The 26,769-nt window shown below is 65.2% G+C and carries 25 protein-coding genes; 18 read left to right on the plus strand and 7 right to left on the minus strand.

Annotated features, from left to right (window positions below; translation table 11 throughout):
* Positions 1 to 22 precede the first annotated feature (22 nt).
* Positions 23 to 679, plus strand: a complete 657-nt coding sequence (locus tag AOT87_RS04590) for a TetR family transcriptional regulator (RefSeq protein ID WP_057968514.1) — start codon at positions 23 to 25, stop codon at positions 677 to 679.
* Here AOT87_RS04590 and AOT87_RS28290 read toward each other — a convergent pair.
* Entirely contained in the window at positions 676 to 852 is a 177-nt protein-coding gene (locus tag AOT87_RS28290) for a hypothetical protein (protein ID WP_109398849.1), read from the minus strand. The two genes, AOT87_RS04590 and AOT87_RS28290, sit on opposite strands and share 4 nt — an antisense overlap.
* A 40-nt stretch (positions 853 to 892) precedes the next feature.
* On the opposite strand from AOT87_RS28290, the gene AOT87_RS04595 reads away from it, so the two are divergent.
* Positions 893 to 1,579 carry a guanylate cyclase gene (locus tag AOT87_RS04595; RefSeq protein ID WP_193606310.1) on the plus strand — a complete coding sequence of 229 codons (687 nt, stop codon included), beginning with the start codon at positions 893 to 895 and terminating at the stop codon, positions 1,577 to 1,579.
* Here the strand turns inward: AOT87_RS04595 and fdhD are convergent.
* Both fdhD and AOT87_RS04605 read right to left on the minus strand, forming a co-directional pair.
* A complete protein-coding gene (gene fdhD / locus AOT87_RS04600) occupies positions 1,576 to 2,397 on the minus strand; it encodes a formate dehydrogenase accessory sulfurtransferase FdhD (protein ID WP_057968515.1) in 822 nt (273 codons plus the stop codon). The genes AOT87_RS04595 and fdhD overlap by 4 nt on opposite strands.
* Entirely contained in the window at positions 2,390 to 4,726 is a 2,337-nt protein-coding gene (locus AOT87_RS04605; protein WP_057968555.1) for an FdhF/YdeP family oxidoreductase, read from the minus strand. Before AOT87_RS04605 ends, fdhD begins: the two co-directional genes overlap by 8 nt.
* Positions 4,727 to 5,000: 274 nt before the next feature.
* Between AOT87_RS04605 and AOT87_RS04610 the strand changes: the two genes are divergently transcribed.
* The 6 genes from AOT87_RS04610 (at position 5,001) to AOT87_RS04635 (ending at position 11,589) form a co-directional block, all read left to right on the plus strand.
* Positions 5,001 to 6,962, plus strand: coding sequence for a 2-oxoacid:acceptor oxidoreductase subunit alpha (locus AOT87_RS04610; RefSeq protein WP_057968516.1), 1,962 nt, complete (start codon positions 5,001 to 5,003; stop codon positions 6,960 to 6,962).
* Entirely contained in the window at positions 6,959 to 8,056 is a 1,098-nt protein-coding gene (locus tag AOT87_RS04615; RefSeq protein ID WP_030095113.1) for a 2-oxoacid:ferredoxin oxidoreductase subunit beta, read from the plus strand. Before AOT87_RS04610 ends, AOT87_RS04615 begins: the two co-directional genes overlap by 4 nt.
* Before the next feature lie 192 nt (positions 8,057 to 8,248).
* On the plus strand, positions 8,249 to 8,557 hold the full coding sequence (locus AOT87_RS04620) for a hypothetical protein (RefSeq protein ID WP_046255672.1): 309 nt from the start codon (positions 8,249 to 8,251) through the stop codon (positions 8,555 to 8,557).
* Between the two features lie 766 nt (positions 8,558 to 9,323).
* The gene (locus tag AOT87_RS04625) at positions 9,324 to 9,656 is read left to right on the plus strand and encodes a transglycosylase family protein (RefSeq protein ID WP_030095115.1); all 333 of its coding nucleotides are present in this window, start codon (positions 9,324 to 9,326) and stop codon (positions 9,654 to 9,656) included.
* A gap of 101 nt (positions 9,657 to 9,757) precedes the next feature.
* Positions 9,758 to 10,324 carry a molybdenum cofactor guanylyltransferase gene (gene mobA / locus AOT87_RS04630; protein WP_057968517.1) on the plus strand — a complete coding sequence of 189 codons (567 nt, stop codon included), beginning with the start codon at positions 9,758 to 9,760 and terminating at the stop codon, positions 10,322 to 10,324.
* Positions 10,325 to 10,329: 5 nt separating this feature from the next.
* Positions 10,330 to 11,589, plus strand: coding sequence for a YibE/F family protein (locus AOT87_RS04635; protein ID WP_198528422.1), 1,260 nt, complete (start codon positions 10,330 to 10,332; stop codon positions 11,587 to 11,589).
* 20 nt (positions 11,590 to 11,609) lie between these two features.
* On the opposite strand, the gene AOT87_RS04640 is transcribed toward AOT87_RS04635, so the two are convergent.
* Together AOT87_RS04640 and AOT87_RS04645 are read right to left on the minus strand one after the other, a co-directional pair.
* The gene (locus tag AOT87_RS04640; RefSeq protein ID WP_057968518.1) at positions 11,610 to 12,296 is read right to left on the minus strand and encodes a VOC family protein; all 687 of its coding nucleotides are present in this window, start codon (positions 12,294 to 12,296) and stop codon (positions 11,610 to 11,612) included.
* Positions 12,297 to 12,305: 9 nt separating this feature from the next.
* Entirely contained in the window at positions 12,306 to 13,460 is a 1,155-nt protein-coding gene (locus AOT87_RS04645) for an FAD-dependent monooxygenase (RefSeq protein WP_057968519.1), read from the minus strand.
* Between the two features lie 127 nt (positions 13,461 to 13,587).
* Here AOT87_RS04645 and AOT87_RS04650 point away from each other — a divergent pair, with 127 nt between their 5' ends.
* The 6 genes from AOT87_RS04650 to AOT87_RS04675 all read left to right on the plus strand — a co-directional run bounded on the left by AOT87_RS04650 (position 13,588) and on the right by AOT87_RS04675 (position 22,488).
* Entirely contained in the window at positions 13,588 to 14,199 is a 612-nt protein-coding gene (locus AOT87_RS04650; RefSeq protein ID WP_057968520.1) for a DUF937 domain-containing protein, read from the plus strand.
* A 125-nt stretch (positions 14,200 to 14,324) separates the two neighbouring features.
* Positions 14,325 to 16,964: a valine--tRNA ligase gene (locus tag AOT87_RS04655; protein ID WP_057968521.1), complete on the plus strand. Its 2,640-nt coding sequence runs from the start codon at positions 14,325 to 14,327 to the stop codon at positions 16,962 to 16,964.
* Positions 16,961 to 18,397: a folylpolyglutamate synthase/dihydrofolate synthase family protein gene (locus AOT87_RS04660; RefSeq protein WP_057968522.1), complete on the plus strand. Its 1,437-nt coding sequence runs from the start codon at positions 16,961 to 16,963 to the stop codon at positions 18,395 to 18,397. Before AOT87_RS04655 ends, AOT87_RS04660 begins: the two co-directional genes overlap by 4 nt.
* Before the next feature lie 74 nt (positions 18,398 to 18,471).
* Positions 18,472 to 18,816: a DUF4233 domain-containing protein gene (locus tag AOT87_RS04665; RefSeq protein WP_109398873.1), complete on the plus strand. Its 345-nt coding sequence runs from the start codon at positions 18,472 to 18,474 to the stop codon at positions 18,814 to 18,816.
* Between the two features lie 10 nt (positions 18,817 to 18,826).
* A complete protein-coding gene (gene ndk / locus AOT87_RS04670; protein WP_057964972.1) occupies positions 18,827 to 19,237 on the plus strand; it encodes a nucleoside-diphosphate kinase in 411 nt (136 codons plus the stop codon).
* Positions 19,238 to 19,812: 575 nt separating this feature from the next.
* Entirely contained in the window at positions 19,813 to 22,488 is a 2,676-nt protein-coding gene (locus AOT87_RS04675) for an Rne/Rng family ribonuclease (RefSeq protein ID WP_057968557.1), read from the plus strand.
* Positions 22,489 to 22,502: 14 nt separating this feature from the next.
* On the opposite strand, the gene AOT87_RS04680 is transcribed toward AOT87_RS04675, so the two are convergent.
* Both AOT87_RS04680 and AOT87_RS04685 read right to left on the minus strand, forming a co-directional pair.
* On the minus strand, positions 22,503 to 22,835 hold the full coding sequence (locus tag AOT87_RS04680; protein ID WP_057968524.1) for a heme-binding protein: 333 nt from the start codon (positions 22,833 to 22,835) through the stop codon (positions 22,503 to 22,505).
* A gap of 46 nt (positions 22,836 to 22,881) precedes the next feature.
* The gene (locus AOT87_RS04685) at positions 22,882 to 23,223 is read right to left on the minus strand and encodes a hypothetical protein (RefSeq protein ID WP_057968558.1); all 342 of its coding nucleotides are present in this window, start codon (positions 23,221 to 23,223) and stop codon (positions 22,882 to 22,884) included.
* Between the two features lie 316 nt (positions 23,224 to 23,539).
* Between AOT87_RS04685 and rplU the strand changes: the two genes are divergently transcribed.
* From rplU to proB, 4 genes are read left to right on the plus strand one after another with little or no spacing between them, the layout of a single operon-like run.
* Positions 23,540 to 23,851, plus strand: coding sequence for a 50S ribosomal protein L21 (gene rplU, locus AOT87_RS04690; RefSeq protein ID WP_030095128.1), 312 nt, complete (start codon positions 23,540 to 23,542; stop codon positions 23,849 to 23,851).
* Between the two features lie 13 nt (positions 23,852 to 23,864).
* Positions 23,865 to 24,122, plus strand: a complete 258-nt coding sequence (gene rpmA / locus AOT87_RS04695) for a 50S ribosomal protein L27 (RefSeq protein WP_030095129.1) — start codon at positions 23,865 to 23,867, stop codon at positions 24,120 to 24,122.
* Positions 24,123 to 24,177: 55 nt separating this feature from the next.
* A complete protein-coding gene (gene obgE / locus AOT87_RS04700; protein WP_030095130.1) occupies positions 24,178 to 25,626 on the plus strand; it encodes a GTPase ObgE in 1,449 nt (482 codons plus the stop codon).
* Positions 25,623 to 26,729 (plus strand): glutamate 5-kinase, encoded by a 1,107-nt coding sequence (proB, locus tag AOT87_RS04705; protein ID WP_057968525.1) that lies wholly within the window; start codon positions 25,623 to 25,625, stop codon positions 26,727 to 26,729. The genes obgE and proB overlap by 4 nt, the downstream gene beginning before the upstream one ends.
* The last annotated feature ends 40 nt before the right edge of the window (positions 26,730 to 26,769 follow it).

Below are 26,769 nucleotides of genomic sequence, written 5' to 3' on the forward strand. Positions count from 1 at the left end.
TGTCGGTCATCACAGCGATACAGTGATCGCCATGACCAGTCGTCGAGAGCGGAGCTCTCATGCGGGCGCCTCCGCGCGACGTGACTCGGTTCGCGGTGAGCAGAAACTGCGCACCCGCACCGCATTGATGGAAGCCGCCCTTGAGCTTTCGCGGACTCAGGCGTTCTCGGGACTGAGCCTGCGTGATGTCGCCCGTGGCGCGGGAATCTCGCCGACGGCCTTCTACCGGCACTTCGCTTCCCTGGATGACCTGGGTGTCGCGCTGGCCGAAGAGGGAATGCGCATCGCCCGGGGGATCGCCCGGGAGATACGCCGGCGCGAACCGGCGACGTTGGCCGAAGCAATGCGCATCCTTGCCGAGCAGGTTCAGGAAAGCCCTGATCAGCTGCGGTTTGTCGTCACCGAGCGGTACACCGCACCCACCGAGGTGCGCAGGGCCGTGAACATCGAGATGCGGCTGCTCGCCGGTGAGCTGGCCATCGACCTGGCGCGTCGCGAAAAGATGCGGCTCTGGGATTCCGCTGATCTCACGACGGCGGCCAGCCTGCTGCTATCGATCGGCGCCAATGCGGTGGCCGAGTTGGTGCAGCCCGACGCCGACACCGCCGATGTCGTCGACAGCGCCACCAGCGCCCTGACCATGGCCTTCGTGGGCCTGCAGAATTGGCGCTCCAGTTAGTGTGAGGACTCGCTAGTCCCCGCGCCCGATTCACCGAGTCGCTGGTGCAACCGGTCGCGGATCTCATCGACCGTGTACGCCTCGCGTTTGCGTTGATCGCGGGCGACCAGCACGCCTCCCGCTGCCACCCCGACAGCCCCGGCGAGCCCGAGCCACTTCCACATGTTGGCCATCGCTCCAGGCTACGGTGCGGGAATGAGTGAGATAGGAGCCGTGTCGATCGACGAGGCGCTCGATGCGACGCGCACGGGCGACATCTGGGTGTTCCGTGGACGGTCGGGTCCCGATCGCCTTATCCAGACCTTGTCGAACAGCCCGGTCAACCATGTCGGTATGACGGTGGCCATCGATGATCTGCCGCCGCTGATGTGGCATGCCGAACTCGGTAACAAGCTCACCGATGTGTGGACCGGCGATAACCATCGGGGGGTGCAACTGCATGATGCGCGTGAGGCGATCGAGCGATGGGCGCACGTATATGGACAGCGGTGCTGGCTGCGGCAGCTGAGCCCGCGGATAACCCGCGAGCAGGAAGACATCGCACTGCGCGTGGTGGCCCGGATGGATGGCACGCCGTTTCCGGCCACCGCACGGCTGACCGGCCGCTGGATGCGGGGCCGGCTTCCCACGGTCAGCGATCTCACGCGGGGACTTCCCTTCGTGCACAAGAAGGTTCGCGAGGTGGCCGAGCGGGACATCACGAAAAAACGGCAAGCCGGGCTGGAGACGGCGTTCTGCGCGGAGACGGTGGCGATCACTCTCGAGGAGATGGGGTTGCTCATCACCGAGAAGCGCTCGAACTACTTCGATCCGGGGTCGTTCTGGAGCGGTGATGATCTACCGCTGGCGCCGGGCTACTCACTGGGCAGGGAGATCGCCGTCGAGGTGCCGGAGGCTTAGAGCACCCGATCCGCCCGGGTGTAGACGTTCATGCTGTCCTCACGCAGGAACGCCACCAGCGTCATCCCGGACTGTGCCGCGAGATCCACAGCCAACGAGGACGGCGCCGACACCGCGGCCAGGATGGGAATGCCCGCCATGGTGGCCTTCTGGGCGAGCTCGAAGGAGGCCCGCCCGCTGACCAACAGTGTGGTCCCGGTGAGGGGCACCTTGCCGTTTTCGAGAGCCCACCCGATGACCTTGTCCACCGCGTTGTGCCGGCCGATGTCCTCGCGGACCGCCAACATGGTGCCGTCCGTGGTGAACAGGGCCGCGGCATGCAGCCCGCCGGTGGTCGCGAAAACCTTTTGCGCCGAGCGAAGTTTGTCGGGCAGACCCGCCAGTGTGGTCGATTCGATGGTGGACGGGTCGTCGCCGGGGGAGAAGCGGCTGATGGTGCGGACCGCCTCCAGTGATCCCTTGCCGCAGACACCGCAGGATGAGGTGGTGTAGAAGTTTCTCGTCACCGCCGGGTCGGGGGCGGGAACGCCGGGGGCGAGGGTCACGTCCAGGACGTTGTAGGTGTTCAGGCCGTCGGGCCCTTCGCCCTGGCAGTAGCGCACGGTCAGCAGATCGTCGCGTCCGGCGATGACCCCCTCGGTGAGCAGGAATCCCTGGGTGAGTTCGACATCCGATCCAGGGGTGCGCATGGTGACGGCTACTGGCTGCCCATTGACCCGGATCTCCAGGGGCTCCTCGACGACGAGTGTCTCGCTGCGCTCGCCCCGTCCGACCCCGTCGATGCGGCGTATCTTGCGCCTGTCGGTGACCCTACCCACGAGCCACCAGACGGATGACAACGGCCTTCGACGCCGGAGTGTTGGACCGTTCCGCGACATGGTCCAGGGGCACAAGTGGATTGGTCTCTGGATAGTAGGCGGCGGCATTACCGCGCGGGGTGGAGTACGGCACCACCAGAAAATCCTCGGCACGCCGCTCCTCGAGCACCCCGTCGGCATCCGGGTACTCGGACACCAGATCAACCCGCGCACCCTCGGACAACCCAAATGCGGCAAGGTCTTCGGGATTGACGAAGACCACCCGGCGGCCGCCCTTGACGCCGCGGTAGCGGTCGTCGAGGCCGTAGATGGTGGTGTTGTACTGGTCATGGCTGCGCAACGTCTGTAGCACCAGTCGGCCTGCCGGTACCGGCACCCACTCCAGTGGTGCCGCAGAGAAATTGGCCTTACCCGTGTGCGTGGGAAATTGGCGATCGTCGCGCGGCGGATGCGGCAACGCGAACCCATCCGGCTGCCGGACCTTGGTGTTGTAGTCGGCGCATCCGGGTACCACCCGCGAGATGGCATCGCGGATGGTGTCGTAGTCGTCGACAAACATTTCCCATGGCACCGGGTGCTCCGGCCCCAGGACGATGCGTGCCAGCTGACAGACGATGGCGACCTCGCTGCGTAGCACGGTGCTCGGTGGATGCAGACTGCCACGTGAGAGGTGCACGATGGACATCGAATCTTCCACGGAAACAAGCTGTTTACCCGAATCTTGGATGTCGCGATCGGTGCGTCCGAGAGTGGGCAGGATCAGCGCGGTGCGCCCGTTCACCAGATGACTGCGATTGAGTTTGGTGGAGATCTGCACGGTCAGTGAGCAATTGCGCAGCGCGGCTTCGGTGATGGCGGTGTCGGGAGTGGCAGAGGCGAAATTGCCACCCATGCCGATGAAGACGGAGACCTTGCCGTCCCGCATGGCCCGGATCGCGTCCACCGTGTCGAACCCGTGTTTGCGGGGAGTCTCGATGCCGAACTCGGAATCCAATGCGGCCAGGAAGGATTCGGGCATTTTCTCCCAGATGCCCATGGTGCGGTCGCCCTGGACGTTCGAGTGGCCTCGCACCGGGCACACCCCGGCACCCGGCTTGCCGATCATGCCGCGCATCAGCAGCAGGTTGGTCGCCTCACCGATGGTGGCGACGGCGTGCCGGTGTTGGGTGAGGCCCATGGCCCAGCAGAAGATCGTGCGCTGTGATTCGGCCAGGAGTGTGGCAACCGTGGTCAGCTGCTCCATGTCGATACCCGTTGCCTGCGCGACGGTTTCCCAATCAACCGCCCGTGTCCGCGCGGCCCATTCCTCGTACCCTGCGCAGTGCTCCTCGATGAATTGCCGGTCGATGATGCTGCCGGGGTTCGCGTCGTCGGCCTCCAGCAGCAGTCTGCCAAGCCCTGCGAAGAGCGCCATGTCGCCGCCGAGCCGGATCTGTACGAACTCGTCGGCGATGGACACACCGTGCCCGACCACGCCGTTGACCTTCTGCGGGTCCTTGAACCGGAGCAGTCCGGCCTCGGGGAGCGGGTTGACGGCAATGATCTTGGCGCCGTTCGCCTTTGCCTTCTCCAGCACCGAAAGCATGCGCGGATGGTTGGTGCCAGGATTTTGGCCGGCGATGAGAATGACGTCCGCGTGCTCGATATCGGGTACCGACACCGAGCCCTTGCCGATTCCGATCGAGTCCGTCAGCGCGGTGCCCGAGGACTCGTGGCACATGTTGGAACAGTCGGGCAGGTTGTTGGTGCCCAGGCTGCGGACCAGCAGCTGGTAGCAGAACGCGGCTTCATTACTGGTGCGCCCTGAGGTGTAGAAAACCAGCCGGTCCGGATCGGCGGCCGCCCTGATCTCATCGGCGATGAGCGCGTACGCGTCGTCCCAATCAATGGGCCGGTAATGGGATTCGCCGGGGCGCAGCACCATGGGGTGGGTGAGACGGCCTTGTTGGCTGAGCCAGTACTCGGGTAGTTCGCGGAGTTCCTCGACCGAGTGCTGGGCGAAAAATTCAGGGGTGACCGTGCGTTTGGTGGCCTCTTCGGCGACTGCCTTGGCGCCGTTCTCACAGAACTCGGCAAGTTTGCGGTGCCCCGGGGTTTCAGGCCAGGCACATCCGGGACAGTCAAACCCGTGACGTTGATTCAGCTTGGACAGCGTTGCGACAGTGCGCAATGGACCCATCTGTTCGAGGCCGCGTTGCAGGGAAACGCCGACCGCGGTCATTCCCGCGGCGACGTCCTTCGCGCCGGTGACGGCGATATCGGGTTCGCCGATCTCGGCTGGCCCGGCTTCCTCGTGCTGGCCAACCGTCGGTATCCGGTGCCCGGTCATGCTTCCCATTCTGGACCCGTTGTCGAGCCGGGGTGTCACAACCCTCGGATGGCCGGCCTGCGGTGACGGCACCGAGAGGCAACCAAGCAGATGCTTGGCCCCTCCCTGTGATTTGCCTCACGTCTACTGGCGGGTAGTGGGGCAACGGCACAGGCCAGGCGGCAGGGCAGAACTCGACAGGTGTCAAGTTTTATGCCTGCCGCTATGGCCTCGTCAAGGTCAACGGTATGAAAGTGCAATAATCGGTACCGAGAGTGACAGAAAACTCTGCGGAATGGTGGCGTACGTACCGTCACCGCCAGAGTTCGTCGTGAAAGGTAGGTCACCGGTGGGCGACGGAGCCGTATCGGAGAAGCTGGAAAAGGTCGTCATCCGGTTTGCTGGAGATTCTGGTGACGGTATGCAGCTCACCGGAGACCGATTCACCTCTGAGGCTGCCGTCTTCGGCAATGACCTCGCGACCCAGCCGAACTATCCCGCAGAGATCCGGGCTCCTCAGGGCACGCTCCCGGGTGTTTCGTCCTTCCAGATCCAGATTGCCGACTACGACATCCTCACTGCGGGCGACCGGCCCGACGTGCTGGTGGCGATGAATCCGGCGGCGCTCAAGGCCAACATCGGCGACCTGCCGCGCGGCGGCATGGTGATCGCCAATTCCGATGAGTTCACCAAGCGCAACCTGGCCAAGGTCGGCTACCAGTCCGACCCGCTGGAGCACGACGACATGTCGGATTACGTCGTCTACCAGGTTCCGATGACCACGCTGGCGCTCGGCGCCGTCGAGCCTGCCGGAGTCTCCAAGAAGGACGGCGCACGCACCAAGAACATGTTCGCGTTGGGGCTGCTGTCCTGGATGTACCACCGCCCACTCGAGGGCACCGAGCAATTCCTGCGTGAGAAGTTCGCGAAGAAGCCCGATGTGGCCGAGGCCAACATCCTGGCCTTCCGTGCCGGCTGGAACTACGGCGAAACCACGGAAGCCTTCGGCACCACGTACGAGGTGGCCAAGGCATCGCTGCCGCCGGGCGAGTACCGACAGGTTTCCGGGAACACCGCGATGGCTTACGGCGTTGTGGCGGCCGGCCGGCTCGCGAACACCAAAGTGGTGCTGGGCACCTACCCGATCACCCCGGCGTCGGACATCCTGCACGAGCTGAGCAAGTACAAGAACTTCGATGTGCTGACCTTCCAGGCCGAGGACGAGATCGCCGGAATCGGTGCGGCTCTGGGGGCTTCGTTCGGTGGTGCCCTGGGTGTCACCAGCACCTCCGGCCCCGGTGTGGCGCTCAAGAGCGAGGCCGTGGGTCTGGCGGTCATGACAGAGCTGCCGCTGCTGGTCATCGACGTGCAGCGCGGCGGGCCGTCGACGGGCCTGCCCACCAAGACCGAGCAGGCCGACCTGTTGCAGGCGCTGTACGGCCGCAATGGTGAATCGCCCATCGCGGTGCTCGCACCGCGTTCGCCTTCGGACTGCTTCGACATCGCCATCGAGGCGGTGCGCATCGCGTTGATCTACCGGACCCCGGTGATGATCCTGTCCGATGGCGCGATCGCCAACGGCTCTGAGCCGTGGGCCATCCCGGATATCGCGAGCTATCCGGCGATTGAGCACACCTTCGCCTCGCCCGACCAGGATTTCGCGCCCTACAACCGAGATCCGGAGACGCTGGCCCGCCAGTTCGCAGTTCCGGGCACTCCGGGCCTGGAGCACCGTATCGGTGGCCTGGAGAAGGCCAATGGTTCGGGCAACATCTCCTACGACCCGGCCAACCACGACTTGATGGTGCGGTTGCGCCAGCTCAAGATCGACGGAATCACCGTGCCGGACTTGGAGGTTGACGATCCCACCGGTGACGCACAACTGCTGATGATCGGGTGGGGCAGCTCCTACGGCCCCATCGGCGAGGCATGCCGGCGCGCCCGCCGCAAGGGACTCAAGGTGGCTCACGCTCACCTGCGCCATCTCAATCCGTTCCCGGGGAACCTGGGCGAGGTGCTGCGCAAGTACCCGAAGGTCGTCGCGCCGGAGATGAACCTCGGACAGTTGTCGCTGCTGCTGCGCGGCAAGTTCCTGGTGGATGTGCAGTCGGTGACGAAAGTGCAGGGTATGGCCTTCCTCGCTGATGAGGTCGAAGAAATCATCGATGCGGCCCTGGACGGGTCGCTCGCCGAAAAGGAAAGCCAGAAGGCCGTTCTCGCGCGTGAATCCGCGGTGGCCGTAGGGGATCGAGCATGACTGACGTTTTGAACGGAATCAACGGAATCAGTGGCCTGGCCGGTACCGATCTGGGCCTGACGGCCAATGCTCTGGTGCCGACCACCGATGTGGAGCAGAAGTCGAAGGACTTCACCTCCGATCAGGAAGTGCGCTGGTGCCCCGGTTGCGGTGACTACGTCATCCTCAACACCATCCGTGGATTCCTGCCGGAGCTCGGGCTCAAGCGCGAGAACATCGTGTTCATCAGCGGCATTGGCTGCTCGAGCCGGTTCCCGTACTACCTGGATACCTACGGTATGCACTCGATCCACGGGCGCGCCCCGGCCATCGCGACGGGCCTGGCGCTGGCTCGAGAGGACCTTTCGGTATGGGTGGTGACCGGTGACGGTGACGCGCTGTCCATCGGCGGTAACCATCTGATCCACACCCTGCGCCGCAACGTGAATCTGACGATCCTGTTGTTCAACAACCGGATCTACGGCCTCACCAAGGGCCAGTACTCGCCGACCTCGGAGACCGGCAAGGTCACCAAGTCGACCCCGATGGGTTCGCTGGACTACCCCTTCAACCCGGTGTCGCTGGCCCTGGGGGCCGAGGCCACGTTCGTGGGACGGGCCCTGGATTCGGATAAGAAGGGTCTCTCGGAGGTGCTGCGTGCCGCGGCCGCGCACCGCGGTTCGGCCCTGGTCGAGATCCTGCAGGACTGCCCGATCTTCAACGACGGGTCCTTTGACCTGCTGCGTAAGGAAGGCGCCGAGCAGCGCGTCATCAACGTGAGCCACGGCCAGCCGATCACCTTCGGTGCCGAGGGCGAACTCTGCGTCATCCGTTCGGGTTTCGGACTCGAAGTAGCCAAGACCGCGGATGTGAAGGCCGAGGACATTGTGGTGCACGACGCGCACTCGGATGACCCGGCCTACGCCTTCGCGCTGTCGCGGTTGTCCGAGCAGGATCTGGAGCACACCGTGATGGGTGTGTTCCGCAGCGTGCAGCGGCCGACGTACGACGATCTGGCCCGTGAGCAGCTGACCACCGCTGCGGCCGCCAAGCCGAGCGACACCGCGGCGCTGCAGGCGCTGCTGACCGGTCGCGACACCTGGACCGTCAGCTAGGTGCTGGCGTGCTGCCGAGGAAATAGCGTCGGCAGCACGCATTTTGGTTTCTTTGTCGTCCGCTCGTTCGGATGCTTCGGCGTCTCCTCGCGCGCAATGTGCGGTTGCTCTCGTAGGATGCAGGGACGTTGATGTTCCGGGCCGCCGGTGTGGAACGCAACCTTCATGCCCTAGATGCGAGGTGAGAAGGCCGTGAGGCAGTCGCTGATTGCGATAGCAGCAGTAGTGGCGATGATCGGTGTCTCGTTGGGGGGCGCAGACACCGCGGCAGCCGCTCCGTCGGGTGGCAACGCCAACGATGTCATCAACGAGCTCAAGGCCAACGGGTATCGGGTGATCATCACTCGAAGCGGGGGTGGCGACCTGAGCAAGTGCACGGTCACCTCTGTGGAGAAGCAGTCCCCGGTGACGGATGTGGGGGCGGGCCGCGATGCGCAGAACTATCCGACCACCGTCCCGGTGACTTCGCGCAAGATCGCTGTCGTCGCATTGCGCTGCTAGCCCGGTAGCGCTGAAAAGGCCTCTGCTGCAAGTAGTTCTGAGCGGCACAGCGGTAAATGCCGCCGCTGCGGCAGTCACGTCGCGTATGGTGCTCGCGCACTGGGCTTTTGGCATCCGTGCGGCGAATCAGTCTGCATATCAGCGTGTCTCACTTGCATTGGCCAACAAGGCGGGGGAATGGCCGCATTGTTTCCTCGTTAATAGTGTGCCGCAATTGATAAATGGCAAATAGTGGTGCAATTGATAACAGAGTGAATAGAGTAAACTTGTCAATTCGCCACGCCGTGTGTTGTTAAAGTTCCTAATGTTACTTGAGTGATTTGCCGCATTCGTGGCGCGGCTCACAAAATCTGCGTGATCTGACTCACTTTTCGCAGGTGGAGGCGATCCTAAGAGAACCTGAGAATTTCCTAAGCGACCTGGGGTTAGTCGCTGAAGATTGGCTCTGTAATTGTTTCGTTATTGGTTTGGGATGTGCGTGTCGTGAGATGACTTTCGCTGAGTGGTTCCGTACGGTCCGACACGTCTACAAATCGGAGCAAAATTCCGAACCGTGAACCCTGTGTGCAAATGGGGCCTAGAACGCCGCGAGGCGGTCTGGCCGCCGGCCACCACGAGCCGGTGAGGCAGCAGCCGCCTCCCTTGTCGCGCCCGACCGAGACGGCGCGATCCGACGAAGATGTCCACCTCGCCTGGAGGTGAACCAGACCCGCTGCGGTATCCGCTGGCGGGTGGTGTTCGGTGCGTACCCGGCGAGAGGAACGACATGAATTACATCCGCAAAACGCTTACCACGCGTGCTGCTTTCGGGGCCCTGGCCGCTGCACTTGTCGCGGCTCCGCTGGCACTGGCTGGAACAGCGAGTGCGGATCCGGTCAACTGGGATGCCATCGCCAACTGCGAGTCCGGTGGCAACTGGGGAATCAACACCGGAAACGGCTACTACGGCGGTCTGCAGTTCAACATGGGCACCTGGCGTGCCAACGGCGGCTCCGGCTCCCCACACCTCGCCTCGCGCGAGGAGCAGATCCGGATTGCCGAGAACGTGCTGGCCCGTCAGGGCATCGGCGCATGGCCCGTCTGCGGACGGCGCGGTTAGACCCCGAGCAACAGAGATCTATTTCAACAAGCCATCAAGAGCGGAACCTTCGGTGACCCGCCTCTTGGTGGCTTGTTGGCATCTGTGCGTACCTTTCTTCCATGAAGCAACTCGCGGCGGTGGTGCTCACCGGCGGGGCGTCGCGCCGTATGGGGCGCGATAAGGCGGCCATCCGCTGGGGTGGGCAGACGCTGACACAACGCATCGTGCAGACGGTGGGTTCACGATGCGCACCGGTGATCGTGGTGCGCGCGCCGTTTCAGGACATTGCCGATGTGGACGCGGTCATCATCGCCGACCGTGAGCCCGGCCAGGGTCCACTGGTGGCGCTGGGGCAGGGGCTACGGGCCGCCGCGCGCGTGGGCGCGCGCAGAGCCTTTGTCTGCGCCGTCGATATGCCGCTGGTGCGCGCGGCACTCATCGAGGAGCTCGCAACCGGCACCGGCCGCATTGTCCTTGCCACTGCCGAGGGCCGGGATCACTACCTGGCCGCCGTCTACGACGTAGGCCTATGCGACACCATTGATGAATTGACCACTGCCGGGGAACGCCGACTCGGTGCACTCGTTGAGCACGTTGGTGCGCAACGAATTTCGATATCCGACCCGAATTGGGTCGTGAACGTGAACACACAGGCGGAGCTGAACGCGTTGCCACCTCTACCCTGACAGGCGTGTCGCATTCTCATAGCCATTCCCACGCGATGTCGACAGGGCCGGCGCCTCTCGGATCCAACGCGGCCCGGATCGTGGTGGGCCTGCTCGCTGCGATGGGTGTCGCGGTTCTCATCGGGCTGGTGACGTTGTGGCCTGAGCACCGCACCGTGGATATTCCGCTGCCCTACCAAAACGCGCACGGTGGCGCGGTGACCACGGAGTCGGGAACGGTGCTCTCGACGCGCCTCGGCGAATGCGGCAGTCCATCCACCGGCCAGGTGCTGACCGCCGATCCCACCGGGGGACAGACCCCCGAATCAACATGTGCGCTCGACCTGATCGCCATCACGTCCGGCCCGAATTCGGGTGCGAAGACCCAGCTGGAATTCACCTCCGGCGGGGGACAACCGACTCTTGCCGCGGGCGAGCACATCCGGATCACCAGACAGGTCGACGCGCAGGGCGCCACCACCTACAGCTTCTACGACTACGAACGCACCTGGCCGCTGGTCGCTGTCGCCGCGGCGTTCGCGATCGTCATCTGCCTGGTGGCGCGCTGGCGTGGGCTCCGCGCGTTGGTGGGCATCCTGGTGGCGTTCCTGGTGCTGGCGGTGTTCCTGCTTCCGGCGCTGCGGGACGGCGGGCCCGCCTTGCCACTGGCCCTGGTCGCGTCGGCGACGATCCTGTTCGTGGTCATCTACCTTGCCCACGGTGTCAGCATGCGTACCAGTGCGGCGCTCCTGGGCACGCTCACCGCGATGCTTTTCGCGGCGGCCCTGTCCTGGGCCGTCATCGAGGTGACGCACCTGACCGGTCTGTCCGACGAGCAGAACAACGAAGTCGCCGCGTACATGGGGGGAGTGTCGATATCGGGGCTGCTGCTGGCCGGGTTCATCATCGGTTCGCTGGGTGTCCTCAACGATGTGACCGTCACCCAGGCCTCAACGGTCTTCGAACTGGCAGAGCTGGGCGACGGTTCTACGCGCAAGGACGTGTTCCTCGGTGCCATGCGGGTGGGGCGCGATCACATCGCCAGTACTGTCTACACCCTCGTGCTCGCCTATGCGGGTAACTCGCTACCGCTCATGTTGTTGTTCAGTGTCGCCAATCGATCCCTGGGGGATGTGCTGACCAGTGAGGGTGTGGCGATCGAGATCGCCCGATCCGCGGTCGGTGGTATCGCCTTGGTGCTGTCTGTTCCGTTGACGACCGCGATCGCAGCGGCCCTGGCGACTCCGGGCAAGCGTGCCCAACCGAAGGCGGGTATGGCGGCCTAACCGAAGGCGGGTATGGCGGCCTAACCGAAGGCGCAGAACTCGTTTCCATCCGGGTCGGTCAGCACGGTCCAGCGGATATCGGTATCGGGGCCGCGCAGCGCGCGGGCGCCGTCGTGCACCAATTCAGCGGCATCGGCGCGAACATCCCAGTGCCAGCGGTTCTTCACCACGCGCTCATCGGCAACCCGGACAAATTTCCAGATCAGCTCACCCCAGCCGGCGGCGCCACGCAGCCATCGCAGTGTGCCGTCGGGCCCGGGTGTAATCGTTCCACCCACGAGCCCATGCCACCACTGAGCGATTTCGACGGGTTTGTCACTATCGGTGCACACCGCGAAGAGTTTTGCGGGCGTATCACTTTCGAGTTCGGGGTCCAGAAACGCACAGAACTCGTTGCCCTCTACGTCGGCCATCACGACCCATTCCGGCTCCTGCGTCAGCACCGTAGCGCCCAACGCGACGAGATCTTCGGCAGCGCGGGCGTAGACATCGAAATGCACACGGTTCTTGACGGACTTGGCCTCCGGGACGCGATTGACCCAGATGTCCACGTCTTTGCCGCGCCGGATCAGCGCCTCACCGGCCTCGTCGATATCGGCCTCGCCGCCGATGGCCGCCGCCCAGAACTTGGCGACGGGAACGGGCTGTAGCGCGTCGATACAGAAGTCCTTGAGGCTGGCGCTGGACGCGGGCTCGGGGTGGGACACAAGGGAATCCTATGGGTGAACCGTGATGTCAGATGCGTCATATCCCGCGATGTTCTGCAGCTGTCGCCAGAACAAGGAGGCGGGTATCCGTCCCGAAGCGCGCATCAACAAACCACTCAACGCTGCGGGCCGTGCGTATGTCGCGTGTCCGATCTGGCGGCTACGGGCAACCACCGTGCGGGTGCGCGACTTTCGTCTGCGCGCGTACTCACGGAAAGCACTGGGGAGAGAGGATCGTTCGGATACCGCGGCTCCGAGTACCGCGGCATCCTCGAGCGCCTGGCATCCGCCCTGACCCAGGTGCGGTCGCATCGGATGCGCGGCGTCGCCCACCAGCACCACCCTGCCGCCGGTGATTCGCCGCAGTCGTCCGCGATCGTAGATATCGCCACGCAGCACCGAGGACTCGCCGCTCTGGCTCAGCAGGTCAGGTATGGGCTTCGCCCACTCGGCGAACTTTCCTGTCAGATAGTCGATTTCGCGTCCGGATGCGCGTTGTGCTTCGTGTGATCGTTCGCCCGCGAACCAGTAAGTGCGGCCGCCGGGCATCGGCAGGTGGCCGAACTCGATCCCCGGGCCTACGGTGATCCCGGCCAGCTCATCCGAAATCGCGATATCGGCGATGCCGCGCCACGCGGTGTATCCGGAGTATCGGAAGGACAGCGGCCCGTTGAGATACTGCGCGGCCAACGATCCGATTCCATCGGCTCCGACGACCGCGGCGGCGGTCAGTGAATGACCGCCGGCAAGCTCGACAGAAGTTCCGTGCAGCCCATCCCGAACGTTGCTCACCCGGGCGCCGTAGCGCACCGTCCCGGGTGCCAGCCGGGCGGACAGAATCGCCAGGAGTTGATTGCGTTCGGTGACCGCCACCGGCTCGCCCACGGCTTTGGTGAGCTGTCCGTTCGGGGGCTCTCGCAGTATTCGTCCGTCGTGCCAGCGCACCATGCCGGCCTCCACGCGCGCGCTCACATCACGTACATCATCCCCGACGCCGAGGGCATCGCAGGCTGCTAGTGCGTTGGGCCACAAGGTAATCGCGTATCCGGCAGAGGAGCCGTCGCGGTCCTCGAGAACGACGGCATCACGTCCGGACTGTTGTAACGCGACTGCGGTGGCAAGGCCGGCGATACCGGCACCAACCACGACGATGTGGTCGCTCATAGCTCGACGTTATGGGTGGACCCCACAGCGGTAAAGGGTCTGGGGTTGTGATGTTCGGCATTCGTTCACTCGGGGCTGATCTGCTTGGCTAAGGTTTACCAAACCCCAGTTATCTAGGAGGAGACCCATGGCCACACTCGACGAGCTGCTCAACGAGATTCCCACCGACCAGATCGCAGCGAAGCTCGGGGTCGACAGCGAGACGGCCGACAAGGCGATCAAATCCGTGGTTCCGCTGCTGGTCGGCGGTTTGCAGGCCAATGCGGACGATCCGGACAAGGCCGCCGATCTGCAGGCCAACGTCAGCAGCGCCCCGAGCACTCTCCTCGACGGCGGAGTCAACGTAGAGGACGTCGACCAGAACGCGGGCAGCGCGGTGGTCGCCTCGCTGTTCGGCGACAACAGCGCCGACGATGTCGCCCAGAAGCTGGCCGGTGCCGGTGCGGGTAACAGCGACCTGATCAAGCAGCTGCTCCCGATTCTCGCCCCGATCGTCCTGGCCTTCGTGGCCAAGAAGCTCACCGGTGGCGGCGCCGCGCCCGCGCCTGCCGAGGCCCCCGCGGCCAGCGGCGGCATCGGTGACATCCTGGGGAACATCCTCGGCAGCGCCGTCGGTGGCGGGGCCGCCGCGGGCGGTAACAACCCGCTCGGCAGCATCCTGGGCAGCGTGCTCGGCAGCAAGGGCGGGAGCGACGCCCTCGGCAGCATCCTGGGCGGGCTCCTCGGCGGCAAGAAGTAGCCGCACCGCCGCACACCTTCACACGAAACCACCCGGTGCGTTGTTCGCCGGGTGGTTTCGTCATCTCTGGGCGTGAGAAAACGCCCGTGAAAATGGGCGCGACAGACAACCCTAGAATCTGATGGGTGACCCAAAGCCCTGATACGAACGCCGCCAGCTCCCTGCCCACCTCATGGGACCCGGGAGCGGTAGAGGCGGATCTCTATCAGGGCTGGGTGGACGCCGGATACTTCACCGCCGATCCCACCAGCGACAAGCCTGGCTACTCGATTGTGCTGCCGCCCCCCAACGTCACCGGCAGCCTGCACATGGGCCACGCGCTCGACCACACCCTCATGGACGCGTTGACCCGCCGCAAACGTATGCAGGGTTACGAGGTGCTGTGGTTGCCGGGCATGGATCATGCGGGCATCGCCACCCAATCGGTGGTGGAAAAGCAGCTGGCCGCCGACGGCAAGACCAAAGAAGACTTCGGTCGCGAGCTGTTCATCGACAAGGTGTGGGACTGGAAACGTGAGTCCGGCGGCACCATCGGCGGGCAGATGCGTCGTCTCGGTGACGGTGTGGACTGGAGCCGCGATCGATTCACCATGGACGAGGGCCTGTCCCGCGCGGTGCGCACCATCTTCAAGAAGCTCTTCGACGCCGGGCTGATCTACCGGGCCGAGCGGCTGGTCAACTGGTCGCCCGAGCTGAAGACCGCGATATCGGACTTAGAGGTCAAGTACGACGAGGTCGAGGGCGAGCTGGTGTCCTTCCGATACGGCTCCCTCGACGACAATGAGCCGTACCTGGTGGTGGCGACCACGCGTCTGGAAACGATGCTGGGTGACACCGCGATCGCTGTGCATCCCGATGACGAGCGCTACCGGCATCTCGTCGGCACCGAGCTCCCGCATCCGTTCCAGGACCGCAGCATCCCGATCGTCGCCGACACCCACGTCGACCCCGAATTCGGCACCGGCGCCGTCAAGGTCACGCCCGCCCACGACCCGAACGACTTCGAGATCGGCTTGCGACACGGCTTGCCGATGCCCACCATCATGGACATCCATGGCCGCATCTGCGACAGCGGAACGCAATTCGACGGTATGGACCGGTTCGAGGCGCGGGTGAAGGTGCGCGAGGCGCTGGCCGAGCAGGGCCGCATCGTTGCCGAGAAGCGTCCGTACCTACACAGCGTCGGCCACTCGGAACGCTCGGGTGAACCGATCGAGCCACGTCTTTCCCTGCAGTGGTGGGTCAAGGTCGAGTCGCTGGCCAAGGCCGCCGGCGATGCGGTCCGCAACCGTGACACCGTGATTCACCCGGCCAGCCTGGAGCCGCGCTGGTTCGCCTGGGTCGACGACATGCACGACTGGTGCATCTCTCGCCAGCTGTGGTGGGGCCACCGCATCCCCATCTGGCATGGCCCGGACGGTGAGATCGTGTGTCTGGGACCAGACGAGACTGCGCCCGAAGGTTACGTGCAGGACCCCGATGTGCTCGACACCTGGTTCTCCTCGGCGCTGTGGCCGTTCTCCACCATGGGTTGGCCCGATGCCACCCCGGAGCTGGAGAAGTTCTATCCCACAAGCGTTCTCGTCACCGGATACGACATCATCTTCTTCTGGGTGGCTCGGATGATGATGTTCGGCACCTTCGTGGCCGGCGACCCGGTGCTGCACGGGGGCAAGGTGCCCTTCGACAACGTCTTCCTGCATGGTCTGATCCGCGACCAGTTCGGCCAGAAGATGAGCAAGTCCAAGGGCAACGGCATCGACCCGCTGGACTGGGTGGAGATGTTCGGCGCGGATGCGTTGCGCTTCACTCTGGCCCGTGGCGCCAGCCCCGGCGGTGACCTGTCCATCGGCGAGGACGCGGCACGCGCCTCGCGCAACTTCACCACGAAGTTGTTCAATGCCACCCGATTTGCGTTGATGAACGGTGCCGCGCTGGGTGAGCTGCCCGACGCCGCCGAGCTCACCGACGCCGACCGGTGGATCCTGGGCCGCCTCGAACAGGTGCGGGCCGAGGTGGACACCGCGCTCGATCGCTACGAATTTAGCGTGGCCTGCGAGGGGCTGTATCACTTCGCCTGGGACGAGTTCTGTGACTGGTACCTGGAATTGGCCAAGGTGCAGTTGGCCGAGAAGCCCGACAGCACCCGCATTGTGCTGGCTACGGTGCTGGATACCCTGCTGCGGCTGCTGCATCCGGTGATTCCGTTCGTCACCGAGGTGCTGTGGAAGACGGTCACCGGCCGGGAGTCGGTGGTCATCGCTGATTGGCCAACCGAATCCGGTATCGAGCTGGACGACGTTGCCGTGCAACGTATCGCCGACATGCAGAAGCTGGTGACCGAGGTCCGCCGGTTCCGCAGCGATCAAGGTCTGGGCGACCGGCAGAAGGTCGCGGCCCGCCTCGCCGGTGTCTCGGCTGCCGGCCTGGACGGCCAGCTCGCCGCCGTGACGTCGTTGGCCTGGCTGACCCCGGCCGAGGACGGTTTCAGCCCGACGGCCTCGGTGGAGGTCCGACTGTCCGGCGCCACCGTGACCGTCGAGGTCGACACCTCCGGCACCGTCGACGTCGAGGCGGAACGGCGACGGTTGGAGAAGGATCTGGCTGCCGCGCGCAAGGAACTCGACGGCACCACAAGCAAACTGGGCAACGATGCGTTCCTGGCGAAGGCGCCTGACGCCGTCGTCGACAAGATTCGGGCTCGTCAGCAGGTGGCCACCGAGGAGGTCGAGCGGATCACCGCGCGTTTGGCAGGGCTGGCGTGAGCGAGTCATTGGGCATCGAGCCCACTCCCGACGAGATCGCGGCCCTGCTGCAGATCGAGTATCTGCTTGACCAGCGCTGGCCCGAAACGAAGATCGAGCCGTCCACCGACCGCATCTTCGCGCTGATGGAACTGCTGGGTTCGCCCCAGCGGGCGTATCCGTGTATCCATGTTGCCGGGACCAATGGCAAGACGTCGGTGACGCGGATGATCGACGCGCTGCTGACGGCACTGCACCGGCGCACCGGACGCACCACCAGCCCGCATCTGCAGTCGGCTGTCGAACGCATCGCCATTGACGGTCAACCGATCTCACCGGCGAAGTACGTGGAGATCTATTCCGAGATCGAGCCGTTCGTGGAGTTGGTGGACAAGCGCTCGCAGGAGCAGGGCGGGCCCGCGATGAGCAAGTTCGAGGTGCTGGTCGCCATGGCGTTTGTGGCGTTCGCGGACGCGCCCGTCGATATCGCCGTGGTGGAGGTCGGGCTTGGCGGGCGTTGGGATGCCACCAACATCATCGACGCCCCGGTCGCCGTCATCACTCCGATCGGTATCGACCATGTCGAGTTCCTGGGCCCGGACCTTGCCTCCATTGCCAATGAAAAAGCCGGAATCATCAAGCGGCACAAGCTTGATGCGATGACCGGTGAGGCGGGTCCCGATACGGTTGCGGTCATCGCCCAGCAGGCCCCCGAGGCGATGGAGGTGCTGCTGCGCCAAACCGTGGAAGCGGATGCGGCCGTGGCTCGCGAAGGCTCTGAGTTCTCGGTGTTGTCGCGCCAGGTCGCGGTGGGCGGGCAGGTGCTCGAACTGCAGGGGCTCGGCGGAGTTTACCCGGAGATATTTCTGCCGCTGCACGGTGAGCACCAGGCGCATAACGCGGCCGTCGCGCTGGCCGCGGTGGAGGCGTTCTTCGGTGCGGGTAGCGACCGTCAGCTCGATATCGATGCGATACGAGCAGGATTCGCGTCGGTAATCGTTCCCGGGCGGCTTGAGCGAGTGCGCAGTGCGCCCGCGGTCTTCCTGGACGCCGCGCACAATCCCCATGGTGCGGCCGCGTTGGCGGACACCCTGCAGTCCGAGTTCGATTTCCGGCGTCTGGTTGGTGTGATCAGTGTGATGGCCGACAAGGACGTGCCCGGGATTCTCGCCGCCCTCGAGCCTGCGTTCGACGAGATTGTGGTGACACACAACGGTTCTCCGCGTGCATTGGAGACGGATGCCTTGGCCGGTATCGCTCTGGAACTCTTCGGTGAGGACCGCGTTGTCGTCGCGCCCACATTGCTCGACGCCATCGAAACCGCCACCGCGATGGTGGAGGAGGCCGCCGAAGATGGGGGAGCGGAAGGTTTTTCCGGCACCGGCATCGTCATCACCGGGTCGGTCGTCACCGCGGGTGCGGCACGGACACTGTTCGGAAAGGACCCGCAGTGAGCAACCCCGAGGGCGAGAATCAGGAGACCGACGGGCAAGCTCCGGTTGACCCTTGGCGGGGATTTCGTGGGGTGATGGCGGGCACGCTCATCCTGGAGACCATCGTGGTGTTGTTGGCGGTACCGGTGGTCAAGATGGTGGGCGGCGGGCTCTCGCCGCTGTCGCTGATCTACCTCATCGGGGTCGCCGTCGCCATGATCCTGCTCTCGGGCATGCAGGGCCGGCCGTGGGCGCTTCAGGCCAACTTGGCACTCCAGGTGGTGCTGGTGGCAGGTTTCTTCGTGCACGCCGCCATTGGCTTCGTCGGATTGTTGTTTCTGGGTGTCTGGTTGCTGATCTGGTACATGCGCAACCAGGTTCGTGACCGTCAGGGCCGCGGGGAGCTGCCGGGTCAGAGGGGGGCTACTACCGACCAGTAGGCTGTCGCCCGTGACTGAGCGGACGCTGGTTTTGATCAAGCCCGATGGTGTGCGGCGGGGACTTGTCGGTGAGGTGCTGAACCGTATTGAGCGCAAGGGCCTGACGCTGGCTGCCCTCGAGCTCAAGAACGTCGATGAGTCGCTGGCAAGCGCGCACTATGCCGAGCACAAGGACAAGCCGTTCTTCGGCTCGCTACTGGAATTCATCACTTCGGGGCCCGTGGTGGCAGCCGTGCTGGAGGGGCCGCGTGCCATCGCCGCCTTCCGTCAGCTCGCCGGTGGCACCGATCCCGTCGAGAAGGCTGCGACCGGCAGCATCCGCGGCGACTTCGCCCTGGAGACCCAGGAGAACCTGGTGCACGGATCCGACTCACCTGAGTCGGCGGCGCGTGAGATCGCGCTCTGGTTCCCGGCCCTCTGACCCAATCCATCTGATCTGAATCCGCGAGTGTGCGGTTTGCGCCGGTTTCTCCTGAAATCTCGACGTAAATCGCACACTCGCTTCGTTTTGTGCCCCTGCGGATCGCGCGGGTTCCAGGCTTGGTGCCCACCGTCTGATTCGTATGGGATACTGAGTGTGGGCCACGGCACTTCGACCCCAATAGGGGCCGGCCGGAAACCCGAATGACGACACGGCGAGCGCGATTACCATTGCAGCACGTCAAGCCATCATTCCAGCCAGGCACTGGGTGGGTTCGGAACTGCGGCATCGCAGCTACGGATCGCTCGGAGCAAGACCCCCACAAACCCGGACCTAGCCCGGGTACATAGAGAGAAAAGCCCTCGCGTGGCCGCGTCTGAAGGACGCGCCCGGGGGCTTGAGGAGAATAAGTGGCCGATTATGAGCTACCAGAAGACCTACACACCAGCGCTCCAGAAGGGGACAACGCCGCGCTAGCGCCGGACACCCCGCAAGCCCCTGCTGAGCAGGGAGAATTACCCGAGAAGCTGAGGGTGCACACCCTGGCGCGCGTGCTCGGGACCTCCACCCGCCGCGTGCTCGACGCGCTGTCCAAGCTGGACGGGCGCGCCCGCAGCCCCCATTCGAACGTCGATAAGCAGGACGCCGCGAAGGTACGTGAGGCGCTTGCCGGCGAGGCGGAACCGACCGCTGCCGCGGAGACCGTGGCACCGGCACAGACCGAGGCCCCGGCGAAGGTTGTCGCCGAAAGCCCGGCCGAGGACCCCGACAACCCACCGACCGCGCCGATCCTGGTCGCGGAGCCGACCATCATCGAGGCCGCGGCAGTACCGGCACCGGCGACCGCGGGACCCACCGCGTACGACTACGGGCCGCTCTTCGTGGCCCCACAGGCTCCCGAGCCGCAGGAGGATCGCCCCGCGCCCGCCGTAGCGGCGAGCGCCGAGGACGTCGATGAGGACTCCGGTGACGGAGACGATCCCGAGGCCGAGGGCGACGGTGACCGCCCGGCCAACCGGCGCAGGCGGCGCGGACGTCGCGGGCGCGGACGCGGCCGTGGTGAGCAGGCCGGTGGCGACGGTTCCGACGAATCCTCGGAGGACTCCGCAGCCGAGGGTGGCGAGAGCGCCGACGACGAGGACGCTGCCGAGAACGCTGATGGCGATGTCGCTGCGGCAGACGCCGATGAATCGAGTGCCGAGGACGGCGACACGCCCGAGGGCGCCAGCCGTCGGCGGCGTCGCCGGCGTCGGCGCAAGGCCGGAAGTGGTGACGAGGGTGACAGCGCATCGGAAGACGATCCGCCGAACACCGTCGTGCATGAGCGCAAACCCCGCGCCGAGCGAGGCGACGAGATTCAGGGTATTTCCGGGTCCACCCGCCTGGAGGCCAAGCGTCAGCGCCGTCGCGACGGGCGGGATGCCGGACGGCGCCGCCCACCGATCCTGACCGAGGCGGAGTTCCTGGCCCGGCGTGAGGCCGTCGACCGGGTGATGGTGGTTCGGGACAAGACCCGTACCGAGTCGCCGCACGAGGGCGCCCGGTACACACAGATCGCCGTCCTGGAGGACGGTGTGCTCGTCGAGCACTTCGTGACGTCGGCGGCGTCCGCCTCGCTGGTGGGCAACATCTACCTCGGTGTGGTGCAGAACGTACTTCCCTCGATGGAGGCCGCCTTCGTCGACATCGGCCGTGGTCGCAACGGCGTGCTGTACGCCGGTGAGGTCAACTGGGACGCTGCCGGTCTGGGCGGTTCGAACCGCAAGATCGAACAGGCACTCAAGTCGGGCGACTACGTCCTGGTCCAGGTCAGCAAGGACCCGGTGGGGCACAAGGGCGCCCGACTGACCACCCAGATCTCGCTGGCGGGTCGCTACCTGGTGTACGTGCCGGGTGCGTCCTCGACCGGAATCAGCCGCAAGCTCCCGGACACCGAACGGCAGCGTCTCAAGGAGATCCTGCGCGATATCGTCCCCTCGGATGCCGGCGTCATCATTCGCACCGCATCAGAAGGCGTGCGCGAAGAGGACATTCGCGCCGACGTGCAGCGGCTGCAAGAACAGTGGCAGGGCATCGAGCAGAGCTCGGCGGACCTTTCCGCTAAAGCATCCGGTGCCGCCATGGCGCTCTACGAGGAGCCCGATGTACTGGTCAAGGTGGTCCGCGACCTGTTCAACGAGGACTTCTCCAAGCTCATCATCGAAGGTGATGAGGCGTGGGGAACCATCGACGAATACGTGAAAACCGTTGCTCCAGATCTTCTTTCGCGTATCAACCGGTATGAGCCCGCCGACGGTCCGGATGTCTTCGCGGTGCACCGCATCGACGAGCAGCTGGCCAAGGCGCTTGACCGCAAGGTGTGGTTGCCCTCCGGCGGCACGCTCGTCATCGACCGCACCGAGGCCATGACGGTTGTCGACGTCAACACCGGAAAGTTCACGGGTGCCGGCGGCAACCTGGAGGAGACGGTCACCCGCAACAACCTGGAAGCGGCCGAGGAAACCGTTCGGCAATTGCGCCTGCGCGACGTCGGCGGGATCGTCGTCATCGACTTCATCGACATGGTGCTGGAATCGAACCGAGATCTGGTGCTTCGGCGCCTGACCGAGGCGCTGGGCCGCGATCGCACCCGCCACCAGGTGTCGGAAGTGACATCGCTGGGCCTGGTGCAGCTGACTCGTAAGAAACTCGGCACGGGCCTCATCGAGGCGTTCTCGTCGACCTGCGCGCACTGCGCGGGGCGCGGCATCGTGCTGCATGTCGACCCGGTCGATAACGCCGGCACCGCGGCGACCGGGGCCAAGAAGCCTGAGACCGGGCGGCGTGCCAAGCGTTCCCGCAAGGGCAAGGCGGATGAGCCCGAAGTAGTGGTCGCCCGCACCCCACCGCACCCGCAGGGCGAGCACCCGATGTTCAAGGCGATGGCGGCGGCGAACGGCCACCACGAGGACGACGAAGAGGGCGCCTCGGCGGAGGACGTGCCGGATAACGACGTGATCGACGAGGTCGACGAGATTGTCGAGATCGTCCAGAGCGCGCCGACTCCGGGCGATCCGGAAACGACGCCCGAGCCCGCCGACAGTGACGTCGCGGAGGACACCGAGGCCGAAGACGTGCCCGAGGTTTCTTCCGAAGACTCAGATGAGCCCGCGGTGGCCGAAGCCAAACCCGAGCCCGCTGCCAAGGCGCCCACCCGGCCCCGCCGCAGGCGTTCCGCCGCACGTGCGGCTGGGCCTCCGGTCGAGCACTAGGCCCGGGCCTGCGACTACTTGCAGCGCTCCCGGAAATCGCCGAGGGGCTGACGGATCTCCTGTAAATCCGCCTTGACCTGCGGATTTTCGTCGAGGTACTGCCGTGCCTTGTCGCGGACCTGGTCCTTGGGCTGGCCCTTGAGGCTCGTGAAGAACTCGTTCACATCGGGGTGTGTGAACAGGTATGTCGACGTGGCCGCCGATACCCCCGTTGCGACACCTGCCATGTCGGCGGCGGTGCAGTTGGGCGGTGGATCGGCCGCGGCGATGGCGGGTCCGCCCAGCGCCAGCGCGGCGACCCCGCCGAGTACCACCACGGCTGCCCTGCCCGCGGTCCATGCTGTCATCGTGACTCCTCTGCAATCGAATTCTTCACTGCGAGAACAATATTGATCAACGTGGACCGGCGATGCCGCCTCCTCCACCACCGCCACCCGGTCGGCCGGGGCGCCCGAAATCGGGGGGTGGCGACGGATTGACGGTGGGGGGTCTGTATTCGGATCCGAGGATGACGTCCATTCCCCAGTTGTCGCAGTACCAGTCGTTTTCACAGGGGTAGGGGACATACGGCGTCGACGATGTGGTGCTGCCACCGCCGCGCACATCGCCTTGTGCGCACAAGGTGGTGCCGTTGGCGTTCACGCAGTCGGCGGCGGAGGGCGGTGCCGCGGTCAGGCTCAATGCGGGCAGGGCTGCCACCAGGGCGGCCGAGAGATAGGGCCTGATCATGCGCACCGTCATTACCTCCGCACTCAGAGGAGCTGATCGCCGGCTGACCTATAGGCTGATCAGCGGCATCCCGGGCTCGGTGAGGTGAGTGTAGTTCCTATCACGGCCCGTGAGAGTGCGAACGGGTTGCGAGAGCGCTGCGCGGAGGGTGTCGGTTTGACCCTTAGCCCGCTGGTCACGTAGCCTTGAGCAGTTGTCGCGAGGCTTCCGGCCCGCGGCATGTGGCCCAGTGGAACAACCGAGCGGGCCCACCCCACGATCCAGATGCGTCAGCCGACCTGGTTGCGCGCGTCCGAACAGCAGAGCAGAGGTAGACGCAACGATGGCGACCTACGCAATCGTCAAGACCGGCGGCAAGCAGTACAAGGTTGCCGTTGGTGACCTGGTCAAGGTCGAGAAGATCGAGTCGGAGCCCGGCTCCTCGGTGCAGCTGCCCGTCGCCCTGGTCGTGGACGGCGCCACCGTCACCACCGATGCCGACAAGCTGGCCAAGGTCTCGGTGACCGGCGAGATCGTCGAGCACACCAAGGGCCCGAAGATCCGCATCCACAAGTTCAAGAACAAGACCGGCTACCACAAGCGGCAGGGTCACCGTCAGCGGCTGACCGTGCTCAAGGTCACCGGAATCAAGTAGGAGCGTCTGACACATGGCACACAAGAAGGGCGCGTCCAGCTCGCGCAACGGTCGTGACTCCGCCGCACAGCGGCTTGGCGTCAAGCGGTTCGGTGGCCAGCTCGTCAAGGCCGGCGAGATCCTGGTCCGTCAGCGCGGCACCCACTTCCACCCGGGCGTGAATGTCGGGCGTGGCGGCGATGACACCCTGTTCGCGACCTCTGCGGGCACCGTCGAGTTCGGCGCTCGCCGTGGTCGCCGGGTCGTCAACATCCTCCCGGTCGACGCTTAATTGGTGTTCTGTGTTCGGTGTATGACCGGACGCAGAACAGTGTGAAGGAGGCTTCATGCCTCGTTTTGTTGACCGCGTTGTCATCCATGCCAAGGCAGGTACCGGTGGTCACGGCTGTGCTTCGGTGCACCGTGAGAAGTTCAAACCACTCGGCGGGCCCGACGGTGGTAACGGCGGTCGCGGCGGCAGCGTGATTCTGGAAGTGGATCCGCAGGTGCATACCCTGCTGGACTTCCACTTTCATCCGCACGTGCAGGCACCCAACGGATCGCAGGGCATGGGTGGCCACCGCAGCGGCGCCAACGGCGACGACCTGATTCTCAAGGTGCCCGACGGCACCGTGGTGCTCGACGATGACGGCCGTATCCTCGCGGACTTGGTCGGGGCCGGTACACGTTTCGACGCGGTCGCTGGTGGCCGGGGCGGATTGGGAAACGCCGCATTGGCGTCCCGCGCCCGGAAGGCCCCCGGATTTGCCCTGCTCGGTGAGGCCGGTGCCGAAGCCGATCTCACCCTCGAACTGAAAACCGTCGCCGACGTCGGGCTGGTCGGATTTCCGTCGGCCGGTAAGTCCTCGCTGGTCTCGGTCCTTTCGGCGGCCAAGCCAAAGATCGCCGACTATCCGTTCACGACATTGGTGCCCAACCTGGGCGTGGTCACCACCGGCGAGCACTCCTTTGTGATGGCCGATGTCCCCGGCTTGATTCCCGGCGCTGCCGACGGGCGCGGACTGGGTCTGGAGTTCCTGCGGCACATCGAGCGCTGCGCGGTGCTGGTTCACGTCGTCGACTGCGCGACACTGGAACCGGGCCGTGACCCCGTCTCCGATATCGACGCCCTGGAAAATGAATTGGCGCGGTACCAGCCGACGTTGCAAGCTGATTCTGTGCTGGGGGATCTGGCCGACCGGCCTCGCGCGGTGGTGCTCAACAAGGTTGACGTGCCCGAAGCTGCTGAGCTTGCCGACTTCGTCACCGAAGAGGTCTCCAAGCGTGGTTGGCCGGTGTTCAAGGTGTCCACGCTGACCCGTGATGGATTGCGTCCGTTGACCTTCGCGCTGTGGGAGATGATCGAGGCGGCCCGTGCGGCACAGCCCGCGCCGGTGAAGACCCGCCCCGTCATTCGGCCTATCCCGGTCGACGAGAGTGGCTTCTCGGTGACTCCCGACCCGCAGAACCCCGGTGGGTTCGTGGTCCGCGGAGTGCGCCCCGAGCGTTGGATCCGTCAGACCAACTTCGAAAACGACGAGGCCGTCGGCTATCTCGGTGACCGGCTGGCACGCCTGGGAGTGGAAGACAAGCTGCTCAAGCTGGGGGCACAGCCCGGCTGCGCGGTGACCATCGGCGATATGACCTTTGACTGGGAGCCACAGACCCCGGCGGGTGTCGATGTGACCATGAGTGGGCGCGGCACCGATGCCCGTATCGACAAGACCGACCGTGTGGGCGCGGCCGAGCGCCGACAGGCCCGGAGGGTACGCCGCGGGCAGGTGGAGCCGGAGTGACCACAGGTGTGCACGCGCGCCAGGCAATTCAGGCGGCACGCACCGTCGTGGTGAAGGTCGGCACCGCTGCCCTCACCGATGCGACCGGAACATTCAGTGCCGACCGGATGGAATACCTCGTCGAGGCCATCGAGGGCCGGATGAAGGCCGGATCCGATGTGGTGATCGTTTCTTCGGGAGCCATCGCGGCCGGCATGGTTCCGCTTGGACTGACCAAGCGCCCAACAGATCTGGCGACCAAACAGGCGGCGGCCAGCGCGGGACAGGTTGCGCTCATCAGTGCCTGGAGCGCGGCGTTCGCGCGCTATCAGCGCACCGTGGGCCAGGTGCTGTTGACGGCACACGACATTTCGATGCGCGTGCATCACACCAACGCGCAGCGCACGCTCGACAAGCTGCGCGCGCTGCACGCGGTCGCTGTCGTGAACGAGAACGACACCGTGGCCACCAACGAGATTCGCTTCGGTGACAACGATCGGCTGTCGGCGCTCGTCGCCCATCTCGTGGGTGCCGACGCGCTCATCTTGCTCTCCGATATCGACGGGCTTTACGACTCTGATCCTCGAAAGGGGAACGCCCGCTTCATTTCTGAGGTAGCCGATCCGGAAGATCTGGACGGTGTGATCGCCGGGCCGGGTGGTTCCCGTGGCACCGGCGGAATGGCCTCGAAACTTTCCTCGGCGTTACTGGCCGCCGACGCCGGTGTCCCGGTGCTGCTGGCTTCGGCGACCGAGGCGGCGGCCGCGTTGGGCGACGGCTCCTGCGGAACGGTCTTCGCCGCGCGACCGCAACGCATGTCGTCGCGCAAGTTCTGGGTGCGGTACGCGGCCGAGGCGACCGGATCGCTGACCCTGGACGAGGGCGCCGTGCGTGCGGTGGTGGCCTCACGACGTTCGTTGCTGCCCGCCGGGATCACCGAGGTATCCGGGCGTTTCCACGGCGGCGATGTCGTCGAACTTCGCGATGCTGAGGGCGCCATGGTCGGCCGTGGCGTGGTGGCCTATGACGCGGCCGAATTGGCGACCATGCTGGGCCGATCCAGCGGTGAGCTGCCCGAGGACCTGCGGCGCCCGGCAGTACACGCCGACGACCTCGTCACCTGAGCGCTTCGCGCATTTGCTCCAAAGAGTGGCGCATTGCAAC

It is taken from the genome of Mycobacteroides sp. H003, assembly GCF_001440135.1.
Taxonomy (GTDB): domain Bacteria; phylum Actinomycetota; class Actinomycetes; order Mycobacteriales; family Mycobacteriaceae; genus Mycobacterium; species Mycobacterium gwanakae.